General features: G+C 69.2%; 17 protein-coding genes. 10 read left to right on the top strand and 7 right to left on the bottom strand.

Annotated features, from left to right (window positions below):
* Positions 1–98: 98 nt before the first annotated feature.
* Complete coding sequence (locus AB0L97_RS06205; protein ID WP_355070678.1) at positions 99–455, bottom strand: hypothetical protein; 357 nt, start codon at positions 453–455, stop codon at positions 99–101.
* Between the two features lie 299 nt (positions 456–754).
* On the opposite strand from AB0L97_RS06205, the gene AB0L97_RS06200 reads away from it, so the two are divergent.
* A complete protein-coding gene (locus tag AB0L97_RS06200; protein ID WP_364425776.1) occupies positions 755–1,144 on the top strand; it encodes an RICIN domain-containing protein in 390 nt (129 codons plus the stop codon).
* Positions 1,145–1,169: 25 nt separating this feature from the next.
* Here AB0L97_RS06200 and AB0L97_RS06195 read toward each other — a convergent pair whose 3' ends face one another.
* Both AB0L97_RS06195 and AB0L97_RS06190 read right to left on the bottom strand, forming a co-directional pair.
* Positions 1,170–2,036 (bottom strand): TIGR03619 family F420-dependent LLM class oxidoreductase, encoded by an 867-nt coding sequence (locus AB0L97_RS06195; protein WP_364425774.1) that lies wholly within the window; start codon positions 2,034–2,036, stop codon positions 1,170–1,172.
* Positions 2,037–2,197: 161 nt separating this feature from the next.
* Positions 2,198–3,019, bottom strand: coding sequence for a TIGR03619 family F420-dependent LLM class oxidoreductase (locus AB0L97_RS06190; RefSeq protein ID WP_364425772.1), 822 nt, complete (start codon positions 3,017–3,019; stop codon positions 2,198–2,200).
* 67 nt (positions 3,020–3,086) lie between these two features.
* On the opposite strand from AB0L97_RS06190, the gene AB0L97_RS06185 reads away from it, so the two are divergent.
* A complete protein-coding gene (locus AB0L97_RS06185) occupies positions 3,087–3,491 on the top strand; it encodes a MerR family transcriptional regulator (RefSeq protein ID WP_364425770.1) in 405 nt (134 codons plus the stop codon).
* A 265-nt stretch (positions 3,492–3,756) separates the two neighbouring features.
* On the opposite strand, the gene AB0L97_RS06180 is transcribed toward AB0L97_RS06185, so the two are convergent.
* The 4 genes from AB0L97_RS06180 to AB0L97_RS06165 form a co-directional block, all read right to left on the bottom strand.
* Entirely contained in the window at positions 3,757–4,734 is a 978-nt protein-coding gene (locus tag AB0L97_RS06180) for an NAD-dependent epimerase/dehydratase family protein (protein WP_355070687.1), read from the bottom strand.
* A gap of 39 nt (positions 4,735–4,773) precedes the next feature.
* Positions 4,774–4,920: a hypothetical protein gene (locus AB0L97_RS06175; RefSeq protein ID WP_355070689.1), complete on the bottom strand. Its 147-nt coding sequence runs from the start codon at positions 4,918–4,920 to the stop codon at positions 4,774–4,776.
* A 166-nt stretch (positions 4,921–5,086) separates the two neighbouring features.
* On the bottom strand, positions 5,087–6,109 hold the full coding sequence (locus tag AB0L97_RS06170) for a zinc-dependent alcohol dehydrogenase family protein (protein WP_364425767.1): 1,023 nt from the start codon (positions 6,107–6,109) through the stop codon (positions 5,087–5,089).
* Positions 6,110–6,562: 453 nt separating this feature from the next.
* On the bottom strand, positions 6,563–7,246 hold the full coding sequence (locus AB0L97_RS06165; protein ID WP_364425765.1) for a hypothetical protein: 684 nt from the start codon (positions 7,244–7,246) through the stop codon (positions 6,563–6,565).
* Between the two features lie 794 nt (positions 7,247–8,040).
* Between AB0L97_RS06165 and AB0L97_RS06160 the strand changes: the two genes are divergently transcribed.
* From AB0L97_RS06160 to AB0L97_RS06125, 8 genes are read left to right on the top strand one after another with little or no spacing between them, the layout of a single operon-like run.
* Complete coding sequence (locus tag AB0L97_RS06160) at positions 8,041–8,310, top strand: acyl carrier protein (RefSeq protein ID WP_355070694.1); 270 nt, start codon at positions 8,041–8,043, stop codon at positions 8,308–8,310.
* The gene (locus tag AB0L97_RS06155; protein ID WP_364425762.1) at positions 8,307–14,222 is read left to right on the top strand and encodes an aminotransferase class III-fold pyridoxal phosphate-dependent enzyme; all 5,916 of its coding nucleotides are present in this window, start codon (positions 8,307–8,309) and stop codon (positions 14,220–14,222) included. Before AB0L97_RS06160 ends, AB0L97_RS06155 begins: the two co-directional genes overlap by 4 nt.
* The gene (locus tag AB0L97_RS06150; protein ID WP_355070698.1) at positions 14,219–15,076 is read left to right on the top strand and encodes a hypothetical protein; all 858 of its coding nucleotides are present in this window, start codon (positions 14,219–14,221) and stop codon (positions 15,074–15,076) included. Before AB0L97_RS06155 ends, AB0L97_RS06150 begins: the two co-directional genes overlap by 4 nt.
* Entirely contained in the window at positions 15,073–15,327 is a 255-nt protein-coding gene (locus tag AB0L97_RS06145) for an acyl carrier protein (RefSeq protein WP_355070700.1), read from the top strand. The genes AB0L97_RS06150 and AB0L97_RS06145 overlap by 4 nt, the downstream gene beginning before the upstream one ends.
* Positions 15,324–17,072 carry an AMP-binding protein gene (locus AB0L97_RS06140; RefSeq protein ID WP_364425759.1) on the top strand — a complete coding sequence of 583 codons (1,749 nt, stop codon included), beginning with the start codon at positions 15,324–15,326 and terminating at the stop codon, positions 17,070–17,072. The genes AB0L97_RS06145 and AB0L97_RS06140 overlap by 4 nt, the downstream gene beginning before the upstream one ends.
* A complete protein-coding gene (locus AB0L97_RS06135; protein ID WP_364425757.1) occupies positions 17,069–18,478 on the top strand; it encodes a cytochrome P450 in 1,410 nt (469 codons plus the stop codon). The genes AB0L97_RS06140 and AB0L97_RS06135 overlap by 4 nt, the downstream gene beginning before the upstream one ends.
* Positions 18,475–21,219: a PEP/pyruvate-binding domain-containing protein gene (locus AB0L97_RS06130; protein WP_364425755.1), complete on the top strand. Its 2,745-nt coding sequence runs from the start codon at positions 18,475–18,477 to the stop codon at positions 21,217–21,219. The genes AB0L97_RS06135 and AB0L97_RS06130 overlap by 4 nt, the downstream gene beginning before the upstream one ends.
* The gene (locus AB0L97_RS06125) at positions 21,216–22,508 is read left to right on the top strand and encodes a pyridoxal phosphate-dependent aminotransferase family protein (protein WP_356961765.1); all 1,293 of its coding nucleotides are present in this window, start codon (positions 21,216–21,218) and stop codon (positions 22,506–22,508) included. The genes AB0L97_RS06130 and AB0L97_RS06125 overlap by 4 nt, the downstream gene beginning before the upstream one ends.

The raw sequence follows: 22,508 nt of genomic DNA, 5'->3' as shown, positions 1-22,508 counted from the left end.
GACCTGGACAAAGACCGATGCCAAACACCTGAGGTCAGAAAATCCATACTTTCGGCCAAATATCGCAGCGCCTTCATCGCCCCGCCTGATCGCCCCGCCTATTGGAAGGAGCTCACGTTGTTCACCTGGTTCGCCTGCGTGTACCCGCTCAGCACGTACTCGCAGCTGAAACCGCCGGAACTGTCCCAGGTGATCGGGGTCGACTCGGTGCCGACATCGGTGATCCACAGGATGTAGATCTCGTGCCCCGCCTCGTACTCGGAGCTGGTCTGTCCGGGGGCGAGAATGAACAGCGATTTGGGCTGGTCCCATTCCTGCCGGTAGACCGAAACGTACACGTCCGTGTCGTTGTACAGCTTGTACCAGCCGGGCGAACTCTTCTGGGCGGGCGGCTGCTCGGTAGGTGCGGACAAAGACACGATCTTCCGCTTGGCTCCCATGCCGGTATCGGTCATCGGTCGTCTCCCTTCAGGTCGTGCGCTCGACAGCAATCGATGGCGCGAACCTCGTTCGCCCGGTGCAGCATATGAATTCGCGGCCGCGCGTTCCCTCACCTCTTTCGGATGAATTACTCCCGCATCGAGGAGCGGAGACGGCGATCTGGATACAGCTGCGGGAATCCGCTCCGATGTGGAGCCGTTTCTGCTGTACTTGCTGTCTGCGATTCGCCTTGGACGACGACTACGAGATCAGCGCAGCGTCACGGGCGGTGTCGAGCCCGGTAGCGGTGCGCTCACACAGTGAGGACGAGACCATGGCCGAAAAGACTGCCACGACTTACCAGATCATCAACTACGAGACGGGCCAAGCACTCGCGGTCGACGGCACCGCGGACAGCGTGACCATGCGCCAGCGTGCCGCCGACGACGACGCGCAGCTGTGGACCTGTCCGGCCAACCCCGAAGAGGGCGATTTCGACATCGTCAACAAGAAAACGGGCGGCCATCTCGCGGCGATCCGTGCGAATGGGCACCTGGTGTGCAGCGAGGAGCATTACGGCTGGGACCTGCCGGATTTCCCGGAGATTTCTCCGATCGCGACCAGCGACGACGAATTCGTCATCGGGGTGATCGTGAACAATCGACCGCAGCTGTTGATCAACCGGGAAAGCGACCGGGAGAAGTGGATTTTCCGGAAGGTGTGAGCGTTCGCGGATCGGCTGCCGCCTGCTACTTCGATGCGAGACCGAACCGTTCGGCGAATTCCGACATCTTGTCGTGCTGTTCTTCGGCGCTCGCCGTGGTCAGGTTGACCACGATCCGGGTCACGCCGTGTTCTTCGAGTTGCCCGACCTGCTCGGCCGACAGATCGGCCGAGCCCCAGCGCGTGTACTCCAAGGCGGCCGGGTCACGGCCCGCTTCCGCGGCCGCCTTGCGCGCCACCTCGATCTGCAGATCGCGCTCGGCCTCCTCCAGCATTCCGCCCGCGAAGTAGCCGTTGCCGCGCAGTCCGGCGCGGCGGGCGGCAGCCCGGCTCGATCCGCCCACGTGGATCGGAAGTCCGGCCACCTCGAGCGGCTTCGGGTAACTGCAGAGAGCGTCGAAGTCGAAGAACTCGCCGTGATAGCCGACGCCGTCGGGACCGCCCGACCACAGCAGGCGCAGCACGTCGATCGCCTCGTCGGCGCGGCGGCCGCGGGTGTGGAAGTCCACCCCCACCGCCTGCGCCTCGCCGGGCAGGGCCCCGATTCCGACGGTGAGCAGCCGCATGCGGCCCTTGGACAAGACATCGATGGTGGCCAGGCGCTTGGCGAGCACCACGGGGTGGCGATACGGCAGCAACAGGACACCGGTGCCCAGCAGCAGTCGTCGCGTGGCCGCGGCGACGAAACCCAGACAGTCGAGTGGATCGAAGTAGGGCAGTGTCGCGGGCAGTTCTCCAGCGCCGTAGGACGCGCCGGGGTACAACGCGATGTGATCCTGCACGTACAGGGCCTCGAAACCACATTCCTCGGCATGCTGGGCAAACCTGATGAGCCGATCGGGGTCGGTCCCGTTGAACGGCGTGCTGTAGCTGATCGCGAATTTCACAGACATCCCTTCGTATGCGCGTCGGCGCGAATCCAGCGGCGGAGCATCTCGGATGGAGAGCGGAGCCGGTGTGAGCCCGCATCGCCGTACTCGCGATCTCCGCACCACACCGGCGTCGTCACGGTAAACCTTGCCGTCGATGTCAAGGCAAGTCGAGCATGGCGGGATCAAACCAGGTGCCGGTCGGCTACCTTCGCGATCTCGTCGAGGGCGTGCAGTGTTTCCGATTCCGGAAGGGTCGGCAGGCCGAAGAGCAACCGCTGCACTCCGGCCTCGGCATAGCCCTCGATCAGGGCAGGATCCGTCGCGACGAATGCGACCGTGACCGGCAGGTCGTGCCCGTGGAGCCGGGACAGCTGAGCGGGGATTTCGGCGGGATCGGTCACAGCGGCAGGGATCCAGCCGACACCGTGGCGGATCGCGCGTTCGGCCGCTGCCTCCGCGCCGCCGAGGAAGATCGGCGGATGCGGCTGCTGCACGGGTTTCGGCCAGGCGTACATCGGCTCGAAATCCAGGAACCGGCCGTGGAATTCGGCGAGTTCGTCGGTCCAGATCGCCCGGATGGCGGCGAGTTGCTCGTCCAGCAGTGCGCCGCGGGTGCGTGGATCGGTGCCGTGATCGGCCATCTCCTCGCGATTCCAGCCCGTGCCGACGCCGAAGACGAAGCGTCCGCCGGAGATCAGGTCGAGCGTCGCGACCTCCTTGGCGGTGTGGATGACGTCGCGCTGGATCAGCAGGGTCACGCCGGTTCCGAGGATCAGCCGCTCGGTGACGGCCGCGACGGCGGCGAGCGCGACGAACGGATCCACCGCGCGGTAGTACGGCCGCGGCAGCTCGCCGCCGCCCGGGGCGGGGGACCTGCGGCTCGCGGGGATATGGGAGTGCTCGGCCAAGAACATCGACTCGAACCCCCGCTCCTCCAGTGCCACACCGAGTTTCGGACCGCTGATGCCTTCGTCGGTGACGAAGGTGGTGATGCCTATCTTCATGAGCCCTATGCTCGAACCTTCACATCTATGTGATGGTCAACCCGGGTCGGTATGAGGTGGAACACATATGCGTATCGGAGAATTGTCCGAGCGAACCGGCACGTCTCGGCGATTGCTGCGCTACTACGAAGAGCAGGGCTTGATCGCGGCGCAGCGCTGTGGCAACGGTTATCGCACCTACGACGAGCGTTTGGTGGACCGCGTTCGCCAGATCCGGGGACTGCTCGACGCCGGCCTGCCCACCCGCATCATCAAACAGATCCTGCCCTGCCTCGACCAGCCTTGCTCCATCATGTTCGACGAGGCGACGCCGGAAATGCTCACCCTGCTCGAGGACGAACTGACCCGCATGTCCCGGCGCATCGACTGCCTCACCCGCAACCGGGAGGCCATCGCCGAATACCTCGACGCCGTGCGTACCCATACGAGTCGCCAACAGCGGCGGCGGGATCTGCATCTGACCGAATCCTGAGTCGCCGAGGCGTATTCGGACCACTTATGCGGGCCGGACGCATGGCGACGGAGGCGCCCGCCACGGCGCCGCATTGCTCCGCTCGACTCGTCCGCCGCAGCCCGTCCGCCGCAACCCGTCGTCCAGCAGCATCGGTCCTCGAAAGTCATGCAGCGTCAGGCGGTCGCGCAACGTCGCCATCCGGGCCTGCCGTGCGGAACTGATCCACTGCGGTAGCCGGTCCTGCTACTGAGTGTCGATCCGCGGCAGGCGGATTGCGTCCGGGTCAGCGGGCGGCGGCGAGCGCCGCGAGGGTTTCGGCCGATGTGTACGCCGGTTTCCAGCCGAGATGCTGCTTCGCGCGGTTGGTGTCCATGACGACGGGGGTGCGCACGATGTGCAACCACTCGAGGGTGGCGGGCACGAAGGGGAGATAGGTGAGGGCCGTCGAGGTCGCCGTGGCGGCGAAGGCGGGGACGCGCACCGGTCTGCCGCCCAGCGCGGTCACCACGTCGGACAGGCTGAGGGTGCCGTCGCCCGCGATGTTGTACGCGCCGGGCGGAGCGTCCGCGGTGGCGGCCAGTGCGATGGCGGTGGCCACGTCGTCGTGGTGGACGAGTTGCAGGGGGTGTCCAGGGTCGGGAACGATCGGCTTGAACAGCGGATTCGCGCGGGCCAGAGCGCGCAGCGGGCCGGGAAGTTTCGCCCACGGCAGGTCGTGCAGGGCCGGTGCCTTCGGACCCGCCACGATGCACGGCCGCAGCACGAACACCTCGAGGTCGGAGCCCGCCGTGATCTCGGTGAGCGCGGCTTCGCAGGCGGCCTTCTGCTGGGAGTAGTAGTGCTCGGTCGAGCCCTCGGGCGGCACGTCCTCGGTGAGGGGCGAAGGATTGTCCAGGTGGTAGCCGTAGGCGGCGACCGAGGAGGTGTAGACGAGGCGGCGGGCTCGTTCGGCGGCCACCGTCGCCTCGAAGACGTTGCGGGTGCCCTCGAGATTGACGCGTGCGCTGTCCTGCCGCGAGCCCATGATCACGAATGCCAGATGGATCACCACCTCGGCGTCGGCGACCAAGGCGTCCACGGCGGCCCGGTCGAGGATGTCGCCGCGCCGGTACTCGGTCTTCGTCCAGCCGTGCGCGGCGGGGTCGAAGGGGCGGCGGGCCATGCCGAGGATCCGGCCCACCGCCGGGTCGCGTTCGAGTGTGGTGACAGCGGAGATGCCGATCTCGCCGGTCGGTCCGGTGACGGCGACGGTAATACCCATGGAGCATGAATTCCCCTGCCACCATGGGCGAAACGGTGCTCAGTCGGGCGGCTCCACCGCGCCCGCCTCCTCGTTGCGGTCTTCGTCCCGCGGGGTTTCGTAGGTTTCGAGGTCCAGGTCGTCGGGGTGGGAGGTATCGGTCTGGTCGCCCAGTTCGGGTGCCTTCTTGTTTCCGGGTTCGGTCACGTCCGTGGCCTACCCACCGATGTCGTCTTCACGCGCGGTGCGGTATCGGAATCCGACCGAAAGCTTCGGGTCGCCGTACGGCCGGCGCCGAGGAAGCGCATCCTCTCCGCACACCACCAGCGCGGTGCCGTCGATCCCGAGCAAGCATCGCGCGCGGCCCGAGGTGTCACAGGGTGAGTAGGACCTTCGTGGCGCGGCGCTGGTCCATCGCGCGGTAGCCTTCGGCGGCTTCGTCGAGGGGCAGGGTGCGGTCGAAGACCTCGCCGGGATGGATGTCGCCGCGGAGGATGAGGTCGATCAATTCGGGCAGGAAGCGGCGCACAGGCGCGGGTCCGCCGTGCAGGTGCACACCGGAGAAGAACAGTTCCATGCCGTCGAGCGCGACATCGTGGCTCACCCCGACATAACCGACGTGTCCGCCGGGGCGCGTCGACCGGATGGCCTGTTCCATCGATTCCTGGGTCCCGACGGCTTCGACGACCGAGTGCGCGCCCAGGCCGCCGGTGAGTTCCTTGATCCGGGCCACACCGGCGTCACCGCGCTCGGCGACGATATCGGTGGCGCCGAACTTGCGGGCCAAAGCCTGGCGGTCGGCGTGGCGGCTCATGACGACGACGCGGTCCGCGCCCAGCTGCCCGGCGGCCAGCACGGCCAGCAACCCGACCGCGCCGTCCCCGACGACCGCGACGGTCTTGCCGGGACCCGCCTCGGCGGCCACGGCGGCGAACCACCCGGTGCCGAGCACGTCGGACGCCGCGAGCAGGTGCGGGATCTGCTCGGGCGTGGGGGTGGCGGGGACCACGACGAGGGTGCCGTCGGCCAGCGGGATCCGGGCTTGCTCGGCCTGGGTGCCGATCATGCCGATCGGTACGTTGTGCACGCAGCGGCTCTGATAGCCGGCGCGGCAGATCTCGCAGGTGTTGTCGGAGGCGAAGAAGGAACCGACGACGAAGTCGCCGACTTTCAGGGTGCTCACTTCCGGCCCGATCTCAGTGACCACGCCGATGTATTCGTGGCCCATCGGGGTGGGTCCCCTCAGCTTCTCGATGCCGCGGTAGGGCCACAGGTCCGACCCGCAGATACAGGTCGCGGCGATGCGGATGACCGCGTCGGTGGGCTCCACGATCCTCGGGTCCTCCCGCTGCTCGACGCGCACGTCACCGGGGGCGTGCATGACGACTCCGCGCATGATTCGGTCCTCCTTCACAAACGATGTCCGTTGTCGATCGGCTCGGCGCCGGGATACCGCTGACGGCTCGGCTCACACCTCGGCGACCAGATGCCGTTGTCGAAGTGGGAATGCCCGGTCGACCCCCGATCGGGCCGGTCTCCCGCCGGGCCGAACGTCGTGTCCCCGGACTGCGCCGCTCCGAAGTGGCCGCGCCGGCCGGGGCGACCTCGCCCGGCGCCGCCGATGCCGTCCCGACCTCCAGCCGGCCCGCGGGTCGAGCCCACTTGCCCCGGCGTGCTCGGTCCTCCTGACCGTTCGGGGCCCACTGCCGGTGTCACGATCTCGTCCGGCCGGTCCGTCGATGTCCGCCCATCGTCGCGGTCGTGCGCATGCGCCGCCGGGAGCCGAAGATAGATAGGCCTCAGCCTGATCGGCGCGATTATCGCCGGATCACCGGCGCGATCCGCATACTCAGCGCTCGCAGATGATTTCGCCGACCGCTGTTCGGGTGCGTGCGTAAGTGACGACTTCGTCCGCGTAGGCCGAGGCGTCCGGTCCCGTGGTGCACTGTTGGAAGCGGCGTATGGCCTCGTCGAGGCGCGGTCCTGGTCCGCGGTCGGCGAGGAGGACGACGATCGCTTCCCAGGTCCGGATGCCCGGATCGGGTTGGGACGACAACTCGTCGAGGTAGTGATCGGCTTCCAGCAGCCGTAGCGCTCTGCGGGCGTAGGCGTGCACGCGGCGGGGAAGTTGGCCGCGGATGGCGTCGATGTCGGATTGCAACGCCTGCTGGCCCGTCTGCGCTGGGTCGAGCCGCAGGATCCACGGCGTGGTCAGTTCATCGGACAGCGAGCGAGTGTCGATCAGGTTGGGGCCGCTGGCCGATTCCAGCGGTACATGGGGCAGGCCCAGTCGTGTGTTGCGCCAGTTGCAGTACTCCCACCACGGGGTGGGGGTGGCCTTCAAGGTCAGCCCGAAGCCGAGGACCTGTTGTCCGTCGGTCCATGTGCGGGTCACGCGGGTACGGCCGACGGACGCGACGCCGCGCGCCTCGACTCGTGTCCAGGTGGGCTCGACGCCATGGAACCCGTACGGCTGTAGCAGTTTTCCTGTTTCGCGCAGAAGGCGGCGCAGTGCCGTATCGGGATTGACCATGCCCGGCAGATTAATCGCGACATCCGACACGACGGCAGCCCACCGGGACTGCCCTCGGTATGAACCGCCCTAGAGGGCGCGTGAGCCGATTGTGGTCGGTCACAGCATTTACGCATACTACCGGCTGGTAATGAGAGGCGTCACACGCCGGTGGCGGTCCAGGAGTTAGCTGGTCTCCAGATGGGTGAAACGCGTTGGCGGGCAGCGTAAAAACGTCGTTACGTGACTGCGTGTTCCGGCCGCGATGCGGTAAGGGGAGTTCGCGTGTTAAATACCGATAGGTTGGTATTTATTCCCGTTTGTCCAGTGGATGAATGCCACATGAACTGCACAGTTTCCAAAAGCGGGCACTTTATTGTGTCGAGCGGTGACAGGTGACGTAAATCCACCGCACTCGCCTGCTGTCAAATCGTCTGGGACAGTGCGTTTCCCGGCCTGGTTCCCGTGGTGCGTGGCTTTGTTTCCGGAAACATAGTCGGGGAAGTTGTCTGAAAAATTGCCTTCCGGCGAAACATGCTTTTCTGCAACGGGTTCCGGATTGCAGCCCGCATAGTGCGGGTGTACAGATTGTGAGAACGCGGGACGGTGTCGTGGCACGCCGCACGGGTAAGACGAGCGGCGAGAATCGGCAGTCCCGTTCGCGGATATCGGAGGGCAAGTGGGCGCGGAATCTGCGGGTGCGAAAACCCGCGATGAACTGTGTATATCCGGTTTCGAACGGCCCGAGGGCCGTCGATCGGCACAGATGTTCCGCGCCGGTGGAAAGGTCTGGCGCGCGATGAAGGAGGCGCTGAATGAATGAATTCGATGCCCTGACCGAACGAGTTCTCACGATGTTCTCGCGTGGTCTGCACGTGGTCGAAATAGCACCGGACACGCCGTTGCTGGATTATGGCTTGGACTCGGTTCGGTCGGTGGAGTTGGTGATCGAGCTGGAGCGGGAGTTCGGCATCGCGATCTCCGACGAGGAGGCGGCCATGCTGCATACCGCGCGCGATGTGATCGCGTGCGTTGCGGCGAAGACGACTCGTACGCGGCACACCCGGGCCGAGGCGCGCGCGTGACCACGGGCGCGGGGTGGCAGGAACAATTGCCGCGCACCGGATCCGACTCGTTCGGCGATTTCGCCGACTACAACCGACCCGGCCTGGCCGGATTGCTGCGAGCCTGCCACCTGGACGTGATGTACACCGCCGCGGAGGGCGACCATCTCGTCCGCGCGGACGGGACCCGGGTGCTGGATCTCGTCGGCGGTTTCGGCGCGGCACTGTTCGGTCACAACCATCCGGCGCTGGTACGTGCCGCGACCGCGACATTGAACCAGCAGGTGCCATTCGTGGCGCAGGGCAGTGTCCGGCCCGGCGCCGCGCGGTTGGCGCGGCGGCTGTCCGAGTCGGTCGGTGCGTCCACCGGCCGGGAGTACGTGGTGACATTGGGTTCCACCGGAGCCGACGCGGTCGAGGCGGCGATCCGGCACGCCGCGGTCGCGCACGCGCGCGCCCTGAGCGAACTGGACGCCGAGCTACGGCGGACGCTGCGCCGGCTGCGCCGCGACCGCCTGCACGATGTGCGCCCATCCGCGCCCGCCGGGGACGCCGAGCCGCGGACCGCCGCGGTCGTGCTCACCGAATCGCTGGGCCGGATCGCGCGGCTGCGTGAGCGCGGACCGGTGTTCGTCTCGCTCGCGGGCGCGTTCCACGGAAAGAGCGCCGGCGCCTTCGCGCTGACCGAACAGGCCGATACCCCGGCCGACCTGGTGGTGCCCGGCCCGCCGCGGTGGCGGCTCGACACCTGGGCGCCGGACGAGGTGGCGGACGCGTTCGCCGACGAGCTGTGCACCGTGGGTGTCATCGGCTTCGGCGCCGACGGCGCGCCCGTGCGGACGTGGCGGCGGTTGTCGCCCGTCGCGGCGGTGTTCGCCGAGCCCGTCCAAGGCGAAGGCGGTGTGCGGGAGGTTCCCGCCGAGACCCTGCGCGCCTTGCGGGAACTCGCGGATCGGCACGCCGCGGCGCTGGTCTTCGACGAGATCCAGTGCGGCATGGGCCGGACCGGCACGTTCCTGGCGTCGGCTCCCTCGGGTGTGCGCGCGGACTACTACCTGATGTCGAAATCGCTCGGCGGCGGACTGGTGAAGATCGCCGCGCTGCTGGTGGACCGCGCGCATGCCGTGTCCGACTTCGGTCGCTACCACACCTCCACCTTCGCCGACGACGAGCTGTCGGCGACGGTCGCCGACGCGGCACTGGACCTGTTGCGCGACAACCAACTCCGGATCAGCGATGCGGGAGCGCGATTGCGGTCGCAGTTGGACGAGGTGGCCCGCCGCTGGCCGCGAGAGATCGTGGCGGTGCGTGGGCGCGGGCTCCTGCAGGGCGTGCAGCTGCGGGCGCCGGAGCCGGAATCGGCGCTGCTGCGCGAGATCTGCGCGCCCGACATGTTCGGCTACGTGGTCGCCGGATACCTCCTGCACCGGCACGCGATCCGCATGCTGCCCACCCTCTCGGCACCGACCACCCTGCGCGTCCAGCCCTCGGCGTTCGTCACCCAAGGCGACATGACGCGGCTGGCGGCGGCGCTGGACGACGTCGCGGCGCTGCTGCACCGTGGGCGATACGACGTGCTGCTGGCGCACTTGGCCACTCCTGTCACCACGAAGCCCACGGTGACGGAGCGGGCTCCGTTGCCACGGCGCGCCGATATGCCGCCGGCGCGCGACCCGCACGCGCCGACCAAGGTGGCGTTCCTGGCGAACCTGCCCGAGACGGCCGACCTGCGCAGGCTCGCCCCCGAGCTGGAATGCTGGAGCGACTCGGAATTCGCCGCCTTGCTCGAACGTCTGCGCCCCGTCGCCGATCCCTTCGAACTGACCAGGCGGACGATCTCCTCGCCCACCGGCGCCGAGGCCGAGATGATGGTGTTCGCGCTGCCGCTGACCGCCGAACAGATCGTGGCGCATCAGCGTGCCGGCGAGCGGACCCACGTGCGCGAACTGGTGTGGCACGCGGTAGAGCAGGCGATCGCGGCCGGAGCCACGGTGATCGGGCTCGGCGGCTACACCTCGATCGTCACCGATGCCGCACGCGAGGTGACGGAGGACACCGTTACGGTCACCTCCGGCAATTCGCTCACCGCGGCCTGCGCCTACGAGGTGCTCAGCGCCGAACTGGCCGCGCTGCCGTCGGGGCAGCGGCGGGTCGGCATCCTCGGCGCACTCGGCAACATCGGCTCGGTCATGGCCGAACTGCTCGCTCCGCTGGCCGATTCGCTGGTCCTGGTGGGCAGGCCGGGCGCGGGGACGCGCTTGCGCCGGGTGGCCGCCGGACTGCCCGGCGAGGTGGTCGTGAGCGAGGACCTGGCCGCACTGCGTGACTGCCGGGTAGTCGTGACCGCCACCAACTCGGCGCAGCCGCTGATCACCGCGCGACATCTCGCCGCGCACCACCCGGTGCTCGTCTGCGATCTGGCCGTACCTGGCGACGTGGACCCGGCGGTCGCCGAGCATCCGCATCTCACCCTGGTCGACGGCGGCCGCATGGCGCTGCCGCTCGGCCAGACCCCGTCCCTACCCGAAACCGGGTTGCCCGCCGGAATCGTCTACGCGTGCATGGCCGAGACGCTGCTGCTCGGCTTCGAGCCGCGCACCGCGAGCCCGTCCTACGGCGCGCTCACCGTGGCCGGTGTCCGCGCGGCACGAAGTCTGGCCGCGCGCCACGACCTGCGCCCGGTTCTGCTGCCGACAGGAGCCACCACCGTGATCACTCCGACTACCGCGTCCGCCCCGATGTTCCTGGGGGCGGCCGACTTCGCCCCCGCTCGGGCGGGCGGCAAGGCCGCCACTCTGCACGAGTTGCTGACCGACGGATTCGCCGTCCCAGCCGGTTTCGTCGTGCCCGCTGATCTGGACCTCGACGGCGTCGGCGACGACGATCTGTCCGGCTGGGTGCGGGCCATCGGCGGGTTCCCGGTGGCCGTGCGCTCCAGTGGCGTCCTCGAGGATCTCGACGACGCCAGCTTCGCGGGCCAGTACGAGTCCTATCTGGACGTCGCGGACGCGGACGCGCTGCGGACGCACATCGAACGGTGCCGCGCCTCGGTACGCAACGAGCGGGTGCGGGCGTATCTGTCCCGCCGCGGCATGGCCGACGCCGAGGCGACGGTGGCCGTCCTGGTGCAGCGCATGGTCGAGGCACGTTGCGCCGGAGTCGGTTTCAGCATCGATGTGCTCACCGGCATCGAGGAGCACGCGGTGCTGGAGGCCTGTCACGGCGTGGGCGAGCGATTGGTCTCCGGGCATGTCACCCCCACCCGCTACACACTGCGGCTGTCCGACGGCGGCGTGGTCGCGCGCGAGGCTGGCGAGGAGGACGTCCGTCTCGACGGCGCCGACACCGAAGCACTGGCGGCGCTATTGCTGGCGGTGCAGGCCCGCAGGCATCGGCCGCAGGACATCGAATGGGCGATCGATGGCGACGGCGCACTGTGGCTGCTGCAGTCGCGAGCGGTCACCGCGATCAGCTGGCGCACCGACATCGACCAGTTCTCCGATGCGGACCTGCGCGACGGCGGCGTCTCGGCCCGGGTGTGCACACCCATGATGTTCTCGCTGTACGACAACGCCTTCCAGTACTCGATGCAGCGGTTCTTCGAGGGGCTGGGCCTGGCCGCGGCGGGCGAAGAGCCGGACTGGATGGCGATGTACTACGGCCGGGCCTACTGGAACGTGAGCGCGGTGAAGCAGTGCTTCCAGCGCATACCCGGCTTCGACGAACAGCACTTCGACGACGACCTGGGCGTCCTCAACGAGTACGGCCCCGAGGGGCCGATCCGCACGCCGAACACGCCGCTGACCATCGCCCGCGCGCTGCCCGTCGCGCTGGCGGTGCAGCGCAGCTATCGCGAACAGCTCGCCGCCGTCGACGCGTTCGCCGCGGGCTGGCCCGCCAAGTACGCGGCGTGGCGCGAGCGGGTGCGCGCGCTGCCCCGGACCGATCAGGCGACCTTCGCCGCCGACCTCGCCGACTGCCTGCTCACCTTGCACGCGACGACCGAGCGCACCTACTTCACGACGATCTATCACAACTCGAGCGTGCAGACCGACTTCAAACAGCTGCTGGACAAGGTCGACGCGGCCACCGGCGCGACCAGCTCCGCCATCGACCTGATGGGTGGTCTCGCCGAGATCAGCCACATGGCGCTGCAACGCGGAATCGTCGAATTACACCGTGTCGCACAAGAATTCGGCATGGACAGCCCGGAGTGGGAGGTGGCGCTCGCGGCCTTCCTCGCCGAGCAGGGCTTCCACGCCGACGCCGAACTCGACCTCACCTGCCCGCGCTGGTCGGAGGACCCGCAGCGGGTGCGATCAATGATCGCGGTGATGCTCGAACACGGCACCGCGCCTGCCGACCCGGCGGCCACGCTGGTGGAGCAGCGCAAGCGCTACGAGTCCGAATCGGCGGCGGTCCGAGCCCGGGTTCGGGCTCGTCCGACGACACGGGTGCGCTACGCCAAGGCGCTGGACAAGCAGATCGAGCGGATGCGCCGCTACCTCGTGGCCAGGGAACGGATGCGGGAATTCTCGTCGCAGTGCTACGCCGTCGTGCGCGCCTACGTGGTGGAGGCCGGCACGCGCTTGACCGCCGCCGGCGCGCTCGAGCACGCCGACGACGCGTTCCAGCTGACCATCCACGAGCTCACCGACTTGGTCGCGGGCCGCGCGGACGCGGCGGACCTCGCGCCCGTGATCGCCTACCGCCGTGCGATGTACGCGGCCTATCGCGATCTCACACCGCCGCACGAACTCGGTGGCGGGGTGACCGTGGCCGCGGTGCGCGCCGTCGCCGACGGCGACCTCTCGGGCCTCGGATGCAGTCCCGGTGTCGCCGAGGGCACGGCGCGGGTGATCACCGCGCTCACCGACCTCGACCAATTGCGCGACGGCGACATCCTCGTCACGAGATTCACCGACCCGGGTTGGACTCCCGCGCTGGGCTTGGTGGCGGGTGTGGTGACCGAGGTGGGGGGCATGCTGTCGCACGCCGCCGTGATCGGACGCGAGTACGGCATCCCCGCCGTACTGAACGTGGCGGGCGCGACGAGTGTCGTGCGATCGGGTCAGCGGATCCGAATCGACGGCAGCGCGGGAGTGGTGCGGATCCTGGACGCGGACTCCGTCACGGCCACCGTGGGCGGCGCACCGTCCGCGGATCACCGGCGAGCGGACGTCGCCGCTCGCGCGCGACCGGAGGAAGACTCGCCGCCGCCCCCCGCGCTCCCCGAAACCGCCACGCAGGTGGCAGATCCTGTCGCATCACCTCGCGTGACGCGCGGCTCCGGAAAGGACACGACACTGACCGCACGTAAACGCCTGATCTGTCTCGCGGGCGGCGACGGCTCGGGCAAGACCACCCAGGTGGCGAGGATCGCCGCGGAATTCGAGGCGCAGGGCCACAGTGTCGCGGCGGTGACGATCTGGGACGCCTTCCTCGACCCGAAGGTCTCCTCGAAACTCCCTTGGGGGAGTCCCGCGGAGATCTACGGCTACCTCCAGATGCTCACCCCGCTCAGCCGCGCGCACTTCCTGTTCCACGCCATGCAGCTGGCACTGGACCTGGCCGCCGAGCGTGGCGCGGACATCGTGCTCGCGAACGCGTATTGGTACAAGTACTACGCCACCGAAGTCGCCCACGGCGGTGACCCGGCCGTCCTGCGCAGCCTGGCGGCGGGGTTCCCGGAACCCGATCGCACCTTCTACCTCGCGGTGCGGCCGCAGGACGCGCTGAGCCGCAAACGGTTGCGCAGCGACTACGAGAGCGGCTACGGCGACGAGGAGTCGTTCCTGGCCTTCCAGCAGCGCAGCCACGAGGCGCTCGACGCGCTGTCGGACGAGTTGGGCTGGATCCGGCTCGACGGCACTGCGGCGCAGGCCGAGATCACCAGCGCGGTGCTGACCCAATTGCGCGAGGACGACCGATGAGCGGCTCGTACACCCGCCGGGTGGCCCTGGTCGGCATCGACGGCGCGGGCAAGTCCTCGGTGCTGGCCGCGCTCCGCGCGCTGGCGGTGCGGACCGACGCCGGTGGGTTCGCGTCGATGACCTGCCCCGATTTCCACGACACCCGCGACGTTCCGCTCGCCGATCTGTCCCGGCAGCTGCGGGCCTTCAGCGTCGGCTGTGACGAGATCGGCGACGTCGCGATGAAGGCCACCGCGATGTACCTGCAGATGACCCTGTTCGGGCCGGTGGAACAGCACTTCCTGCGCACCTGGGAACCGGATGTGCTGGTCTGCGAACGGCATCCGCTGATCGAACTGCTCGTCTACGGTCCGCTGTACGTGGCGCTGGCGGGCACGGACGGGCGCTGCCGCGCGCGACAGGACGAGATCGCGGCGGTGCTCGAACGGCATCGACCGGGCACGTTCGCCGACATCCTCGCATGGCAGCACGCCCAGGCCGAACGGCTGGGCAGCTCGCCGGACCCGTGGCTGCTGCTGTCGGAGATCGCGGAATTGGTCGGTCGCGACATCGCCGGCGCGGTATCCGGCTTCGGCGAACGGTTTCGCACCACGCTGCCGGACGCGGTGCTGTGGCTCGACGCACCGCCCGGGCAGGCCGCGGCCCGCTGTGCGCGGCGGTCGGCACACGGGCCCGTCGAGGCCCATGAGACCGCCGAGCGGCTGACCACCCTGCGCTCGGGATACGAGCGGGTGCGCGAGACCCTCGCGACCGCGTTCCCGGAAGTGGCGTTTCACCGCATCGACACCGCCGACGACGTCGACCTCGAGGAATCGGTGCGCGCCTGCGTGACGGAAGGGAAGTTGCTCGGATGAGTGCACGTGACGACATCGGCTCGGCGGACCTGGAGGCGCGGGTCCGCGCGATCGTCGGCGAGGTGCTGTGGGTGCCCGCGACCGATCTGGATCCGGCGGCACCGCTGATCGACTACGGACTCGATTCGCCGACCGCCATCGAACTGACCATTCAGCTCGAACAGGAGTTCTCCGTGAGCATTCCGGAAGACGTCGCCGTCCGGCTGACCACGGTCGCGACGATCGTGCGCTACGTCGAGGACCAGCCATGACCGCGTCATCAGGGACACTGCGCCCGCAACACCCGAGCATCGTGCACGCGCTGCTGTCCGGCGGCGACCGAGGTACGGCGGCGGCGTCGACGGTGATCCTGGCCGAGCGCGCCGCTGCCCGGCACGACGACGAAATCCGCTGGCGCCACGATGATCTGGTGAGCGCTGCGGCCCGCGCCGCGGCGGGCCTGGCCGCCGACGGCGTGCGCAGGGGCGACCGCGTGTTGCTGTGCCTGCCCACCTCGGCGGAGTTCGTCACGGCCTTCTTCGGCGCACTGTCGCTCGGCGCGGTGCCCACCGCCATCGCCACGCCGGGTGGCTTCGGGGCCGCCGAAATCTTCCTGGACCGGTTCACCCGGCTGCTTGCCTATCTGGAACCGGCGGCCGTGGTGAGCACTCCGGCGGTGCTCACCACGTTGCCCGTGCCCGCGTCGGTGGCGACGATCGACGCCTCGGCACTGCATGCGCTGGCAGGCACACCGGGCGCTCCCGCGCTCGCGCCCCACTTGCCCGCACCGGAGGATCTGGCGTTCATCCAAGCCACCTCCGGCTCGACCGGCACGCCCAAGGGGGTTCAGGTCACCCACGCGAATCTGGCCGCCAACTGCGAGCAGATCGCCCGCGCCGCCGCGATCGGACCCGGCGACACCTGGGTGGGCTGGCTGCCGCTGCACCACGACATGGGCCTGATCGGCGGGTTTCTCACACCGCTGTTCCGTGGCATCGACGCGGTGCTGATCCCGCCCAACCGGTTTCTGCGCCACCCGGCCGATTGGCTGCGCGCGGTGCACCGGCATCACGGAACTCACACCGCCGCACCGAATTTCGCCTACGGCTACGCCGCCGCGCGCATCGCCGACGGTGAACTCGACGGAGTGGATCTGTCCGCATGGCGGTTCCTGTTCTGCGGCGCCGAACCGATCCATCCGCCCACGGTGCGGCGGTTCGTCGACCGGTTCGGCGGCTGGGGGCTGCCTTCCGACGCGCTCGTACCGTGCTACGGCTTGGCCGAGGCGTCGCTCGCGGTGACGGTGTCCGATCCGCGGGCGCCGATCGCGTTCGACTCGGTCTCCCGGCGCGGACTGGCCGAAGACGGCGTCGCGGTGGATGTCCCGGCCGGTGACGGCGACGCGCTCGACATCGTCGACTGCGGAGCGCCCGTGGCGGGCACCGAAGTCCGCGTGGTGGACGAGAACGGAACGCCGTGCGGCGCGAATCTGCTCGGCCGGGTGCAATTCCGTGGGCCGTCCACCACGCCGGGCTATTTCCGGCTGCCCGAAGTCACCGCCGCCACCCGGACGCAGGGCTGGTGGGACACCGGGGACATCGGCTACCTGCGCGACGGGCGGTTGCGGATCACCGGGCGACGCAAAGACCTGATCATCATTCGCGGCGCGAACTACCTGCCCACCGACTTCGAGATCGCCGCCGAGCAGGTGCCGGGAGTGCGGCCGGGCGGCGCGGTCGCGCTGGGACGAACCGATGCCGACGCCGGATCGGAAGAGTTGCACCTGATCGTCGAATCCGCCGTGGCGCGGACGGAGCACGACGCGCTGGCCCGTGCGGTACGCGCCGCGGTGAGCAAACGCACCGGCGTGCTGGCGGCCGGTGTGCGGATCGTCGCGCCGCGCAGCATCCCGAAGACCACCAGCGGCAAAGTCCAGCGTGCCGCGGCGCGGCGCCTGCTGGACGGCGACGCGGACGAACTGGTCGGCGCCGTGCGCGGGGGAGACGTGGCGCGGTGACACCGACGACCGGGACCGGCGAGCGTCGCCTCGACGGCCCGTCCACCAGGCATCCCTTGGGCGTCTACGCCCGGTACCGGACCGACCCGCTCGGTCTGTTCTACGAGTCCGCGCTCCACTACGGCAGTGTCCGGCTGCGCCTGGCGCACCAGCACGTGCACCTGCTGGTCGAACCCGAGCACATCGAGCAGGTGTTGGTCACCCGTGCGGGGCGCTACGAGAAGGGGATCAGCTACCGAAGCCTGAACCATTTGCTCGGTCCCGGCTTGCTGACCAGCGGCGGCGAGCTGTGGAAACGTCAGCGCGCCCTGATCAAACCGGCTTTCACGCGCCGTCATGTGGAGTCCGAGATCCCGCTGATGGTCGAGTGCGGACAGCGGATGCGCACCCGCTTGGACGCCCGCGCCGCCGACGGCGCGGCCTTCGACCTGGTGCCCGAGCTGATGGGATTCGCCGCCGACGTGGTGTGCCGCGCGGTACTCGGCGCGGACCTCGACGGCGTGCTTCCGCAGATCGAAGACGATGTGCGCCAGGGCGTTTCGTGGGTCATGCAGCATATGGCCGCGCCGATCCAGCTGCCGCCGCGGCTCCCGACTCCGGGTAACCGGCGGCTGTGGGAAGTGCGACGCCGGTTGCACCACGTGGTCGACGAGGTGATCGGCAGGCACCGGCGAACCGACGACGACGCCGGGTCACTGCTCGCCCGGCTGCTCACCGCCCGCGACGACGCGGGACACGCGATGGACGACGCGCAGCTGCGGCACGAGGTGCTGACCTTCTTGCTCGCCGGTCACGAAACCACCGGAGCGGCGCTGGCCTGGACGATCTATGAACTGGGCCGCAACCCCGCCGTGCTCGACCGGGTGCGCGCCGAGATCGACGCGCTGCCGGACGCGCCGGACGACCCGGACGCCGTGCGGGCCGCGCTGCCCCGGCTGGAGTACACCGGCCGCGTGATCGATGAGGCGATGCGCCTGCATCCGCCGGCTTGGGCGTTCAGCCGTACCGCGCTCGAGCCGGACCATTTCGACCGGTTCGACCTGCGACCCGGTGCGATCGTCGTGATCAGCCCGTTCGTCAACCATCGCCTGCCCCGGTTCTGGGACGCGCCGCTGACCTTCGATCCCGACCGGTTCACCAAGGAGCGGAACCGGGCGCGTCCGCCGTTCCGGTACTTCCCCTTCGGCTGGGGCGCGCATCTGTGCGTCGGCCAGCAGATGGCGCTGATCGAGATCCGGGTGGGTCTGGCGATGGTGCTGTCGCGCTACGACATCGAATTGGTGAACGGGATGCGGGTGCGCGAGCACCCGGAGATCTCCAACACCCCCGACCCGGTCCTGGTGCGGTTGACCCGGCGCGAGCGCGCCGTCCCGGCGACCCGGACCAGACAGGAGGCCGCACGATGACCAGTGCCACCACCGGCGCGATACTGCGCGCCGAAACCCTCGCGGCGGACCCGGCGGCCGCGGCGCACGCCGGAGCCAAGGCCGCCAACCTCGCCAGACTGCAGGCCGCCGGATATCGCGTGCCCCCGTTCGCCGTCCTGGGCACCGATACGTGCGCGCGGCTGCTGGCTCCGTCCGCCGACGCCATCGCGGGACTGCTCGCCGAACTCGATCCGGACGACCCGGCCGCCTTGCGGTCGGTGTCGTCCCGGATCCGCGCTCTCGTCGAGGGATGCCCCCTGCCCGGCGATATCGCCGCCGAACTCGACACCGTGGTCGCCGAACTGGCCGCCGGTCCGGCCGCCGCGGGCGAGGTGCGCTTCGCCGTGCGATCGTCGGTGCGCGGGGAGGATTCGGCGACCGACTCCTTCGCCGGACAGCTCGACACCGTGCTGAACGTCGGGGCCGCTGATCTGCCCGCCGCGATCGGGACGGTACTCGCCTCCGCGTGGTCGGAGCGCACGCTGTTCTACCGGGCGCGCCGCGGTCTCGACAATGCGCCGGTCGCCTGCGCCGTGGTGGTGCAAGTACTGCTCGACAGCGCCGTCTCAGGGGTGGTGTTCAGCTGCAATCCGCGCAGCGGTGATCCCTCCGAAGCCGTGGTCGCGGCCGCGCTCGGGCTGGGCGAAGGCGTGGTGGCGGGCACGGTGGACTGCGATACCTACTTCGTCGACCGCGGCACCGGCGCCATCACCTCACGGGTGGTCGCCGACAAGCGCAGCCGGGTCGCACCCTCGCCGCACGGCGCGGGGACCACGGTCGAAGAACTCGCCGACCCGCTGACCGCGGCTGCGCTGTCGGACACGGAGATCCAGGAGTTGGCCGAGGTGGCGGGCGCACTCGCGGACCGCTTCGGCGCACCGCAGGATGTCGAGTTCGCCTACACGCCGGACGGGCGGTTGCACCTGCTGCAGGCGAGACCGGTCACGGCGACCGGCGCACGCGAGACGGTCTTCGACAACGTCAATGTCGCGGAGTCGTATCCGGGACTGTCGAGTCCGCTGACGTTCTCGGTGCTGCGTACCGCCTATGAGCGGGTCTTCCGCACGTGTCACCGCGATTTCGGCGCCACCGCGCGGATCGTCGAGCGCAACGCCGCCGATCTGTATCCGTACCTGGTCGGCACCGCGCGCGGCCGGATCTACTACAACATCAGCAACTGGTACCGCCTGTTCCTCGAGATCCCCGGCATGGAATTCGCCATCGAAGGCTGGGAGGCCGCGCTCAATATCGAGAACCGATACCAGCGACCGCCTGCGCCTGCCCGTGGTATCGCCCGGCTGCGCGCGATCGCGCTGCGCCTGCGTGTGTTCGCGATCATCCTGCTCGGCTGGCTGCGACTGCCGCGGCGACTGCGCGCGTTCTTCAAGGCGCTGGCGGCGGCAACCACAGACCTCGAACGCAGGCTGGACGAGGATCGGCCGGAGCGCGACCGCGACGCACACGCGTTGCTGGCGTGGACCGAACGCTTCTTCGACGAACTCGTGCCCGCCTACTCGGTGCAGATCTTCAACGATTTCCTCGCCCAGCAGATGTTCCATGTGGTCGGACTGCAGTTGCGCCGAGCCGGCCTCGCCGAGGAAGCGGCGCTCACCCTGCGCAACGAATTGTTCTGCGGCGAGGACGGTGTCGACAGCGTCGATCCGGTGCGGTCGGCACTGGCACTGGCCGCGCGGGTGCGCGCCGACTCGGCGCTGCGTGCGCTGTTCGACGGTCCTTCCACCGCGCAGCAAGTGTGGGCGTCCCTGTCGGAAGACCGGTTCGCGACCTTCCGCGCGGCGTGCCTGCGCCACATCGCCGAGTTCGGCGACCGCACGGTGGACGAACTCAAGCTGGAGACCGATCCGCTCGGCGAGCACCCCGAACGACTGGTGCCCATGCTGCGGAATTACCTGCGTGGCGGGCAGAACGCCGATGACATGATCGCGCGTGAGCGGGCGATCCGGCGTGCGGCCGAGCGGACGGCGGCCGAGCTGTTCGCAGGTGAAGGCGTGCGGCGGTGGGTTTTCCGGCTCGCGCTTCGGCTCGCCCGCGAACACGTGAAGCAGCGCGAGAACATGCGGCTGGGCCGCAGCCGCGCCTTCGGTCTGCTCAAGCGGGTGTTCCGGGAGTACGGCAGGCGACTGCACGCCGACGGCCTGGTGGGCGATCCGCGCGACGTCTTCTGGCTCACCTACGAGGAGATCGCGGCCCTCACCCGCGGAACGGCGGTGGACACCGACATCACGCGTACCGTCGCCCTCCGCAAGGCGGATTACGACCGCTGGCAGGCTCAGCGCCTGCCCTCCCGCATCGTCACGACCGGGATCGCCGCGTCGGGGATCAGCGATCCGGCACTGGAGCAACCGGGCCCGGACGCTGCCGAGGGAGCGCGCGTGCTGCACGGAATCGGTTGCGCCCCAGGTCGCGTCGAGGCTCCCGCGCTGGTCCTGGACACCCCGGATCCGGACGTCGCGATCGATGGGCAGATCCTCGTCGCCGCGACCACCGACCCGGGCTGGGTGTTCCTCATGGTCGCCGCGGGCGGCCTGGTCAGCGAACGAGGCAGCCTGCTCTCCCACACCGCCATCATCGGACGCGAACTCGGCATCCCCACGGTCGTCGGCGTGCCCGGAGTCACCCGCCTGATCGGAAACGGTGACGTCCTGGTGCTGGACGGCCGCGCGGGAACCGTGACCCTCGGGCAGGAGCGACGACCATGACCGCACCCGATCTGGCCCACGGCGAGAATTTCAGCCTGGAGCACTATCTCGACCCAGCCGCGCACACGTTCGACCAGCGCTTCGCGGAATTCCGGCCCTACGCGCAGCACGCTCGCGGCAGCGGGTTCGTGTTGCGAGAAGTGGCCGGGCCGTCCGGCGCGGTCGTCCCGGTGCGCGATCCGGCGACCGGCGCGACCGACGAGCTGATCATGCTCGGGTCCAACAACTACCTCGGCCTGGGCAACGAGCCGAGCATCGTCGAGGCCGCCATCGCCGCCATTCGCGAATATGGCGTGGGACACGGCGGCCCGCCCTTGCTCAACGGCACCACCACTTTGCATCGGCGGCTCGAGGAACGGCTGGCCGAACTGAAGGGCTGCGAGTCGGCCATGGTCTTCTCCTCGGGCTACGCGGCCAATGTCGGCTGGGTGACCGGTCTGCTGCGCAGAGGCGACGTGCTGCTCTACGACGAACAGAACCATGCCAGCCTGTACGACGGCATCCAGCTCGGCCGGGTGCGCTCGATGGCCTTCGCGCACAACGATGTACGCCAGCTGCGCCACCGGCTGATGCAGATCCGCTGGCGCAATCCAGGGGCGAACGTGGTGGTGGCCGTCGAGGGCGTGTACTCGATGGACGGCGACATCGCACCGCTGCCGGAGATCCGCGCGCTGTGCGACGCCTTCGGCGCGTGGCTGGCGGTGGACGACGCGCACGGCACCGGAGTACTCGGCGCGCGCGGGCACGGCACCGCCGAGCATTTCGGGCTCGGTCCGGGATCGGTGGAGCTGACCATGGGCACGTTCTCGAAGGTCTTCGCGGGCACCGGCGGCTTCGTCACCGGGTCGCGAGACCTGGTGGACACGCTGCGCTTCTTCGCCCGCTCCTACATGTTCTCCGCCGCGCTCGCCCCCTCGGTGGTCGCGGCGGTGCTCGCCGGAATCGACTTCCTGGCCGCGCATCCCGAACGCGTGGCGCGACTGCACGACAACGTCGGCTACTTCGTGCGCGGGCTGCGCGCGATGGGTTTCGCCGTCGACCCGCAGACCGCGATCATCCCGCTGCTCGTACCACAGCGTCTCGCCGTCGCCGACGTGGTCACCGCTCTGCATCGGGAGGGTGTGTTCGTCAACGGCGTCGAATTCCCGGCCGTGCCCCGCGACCAGCAGCGCCTGCGGATCAGCATGATGGCCACCCTCACCCGCGACCACCTCGACCGCGCACTGGACCGCATCGACACCGTCGCCCGCCGCTTCGGCTTCCATCCCGAACAGGAAGGGATCGCTTGA

The organism is Nocardia sp. NPDC051911 (assembly GCF_040681035.1).
Lineage (GTDB): Bacteria > Actinomycetota > Actinomycetes > Mycobacteriales > Mycobacteriaceae > Nocardia > Nocardia sichangensis.
Note: the sequence above shows the minus strand (reverse complement) of the source record. Positions and strands in the feature narration are given on the sequence as shown.

What these genes read in the sequence shown, in the direction of transcription:
- AB0L97_RS06205 (WP_355070678.1), bottom strand. Translation starts at nt 455, where the DNA reads ATGACCGATACCGGCATGGGAGCCAAGCGGAAGATCGTGTCTTTGTCC.
- AB0L97_RS06200 (WP_364425776.1), top strand. Translation starts at nt 755, where the DNA reads ATGGCCGAAAAGACTGCCACGACTTACCAGATCATCAACTACGAGACG.
- AB0L97_RS06195 (WP_364425774.1), bottom strand. Translation starts at nt 2,036, where the DNA reads ATGTCTGTGAAATTCGCGATCAGCTACAGCACGCCGTTCAACGGGACC.
- AB0L97_RS06190 (WP_364425772.1), bottom strand. Translation starts at nt 3,019, where the DNA reads ATGAAGATAGGCATCACCACCTTCGTCACCGACGAAGGCATCAGCGGT.
- AB0L97_RS06185 (WP_364425770.1), top strand. Translation starts at nt 3,087, where the DNA reads ATGCGTATCGGAGAATTGTCCGAGCGAACCGGCACGTCTCGGCGATTG.
- AB0L97_RS06180 (WP_355070687.1), bottom strand. Translation starts at nt 4,734, where the DNA reads ATGGGTATTACCGTCGCCGTCACCGGACCGACCGGCGAGATCGGCATC.
- AB0L97_RS06170 (WP_364425767.1), bottom strand. Translation starts at nt 6,109, where the DNA reads ATGCGCGGAGTCGTCATGCACGCCCCCGGTGACGTGCGCGTCGAGCAG.
- AB0L97_RS06165 (WP_364425765.1), bottom strand. Translation starts at nt 7,246, where the DNA reads ATGGTCAATCCCGATACGGCACTGCGCCGCCTTCTGCGCGAAACAGGA.
- AB0L97_RS06160 (WP_355070694.1), top strand. Translation starts at nt 8,041, where the DNA reads ATGAATGAATTCGATGCCCTGACCGAACGAGTTCTCACGATGTTCTCG.
- AB0L97_RS06150 (WP_355070698.1), top strand. Translation starts at nt 14,219, where the DNA reads ATGAGCGGCTCGTACACCCGCCGGGTGGCCCTGGTCGGCATCGACGGC.
- AB0L97_RS06145 (WP_355070700.1), top strand. Translation starts at nt 15,073, where the DNA reads ATGAGTGCACGTGACGACATCGGCTCGGCGGACCTGGAGGCGCGGGTC.
- AB0L97_RS06140 (WP_364425759.1), top strand. Translation starts at nt 15,324, where the DNA reads ATGACCGCGTCATCAGGGACACTGCGCCCGCAACACCCGAGCATCGTG.
- AB0L97_RS06130 (WP_364425755.1), top strand. Translation starts at nt 18,475, where the DNA reads ATGACCAGTGCCACCACCGGCGCGATACTGCGCGCCGAAACCCTCGCG.
- AB0L97_RS06125 (WP_356961765.1), top strand. Translation starts at nt 21,216, where the DNA reads ATGACCGCACCCGATCTGGCCCACGGCGAGAATTTCAGCCTGGAGCAC.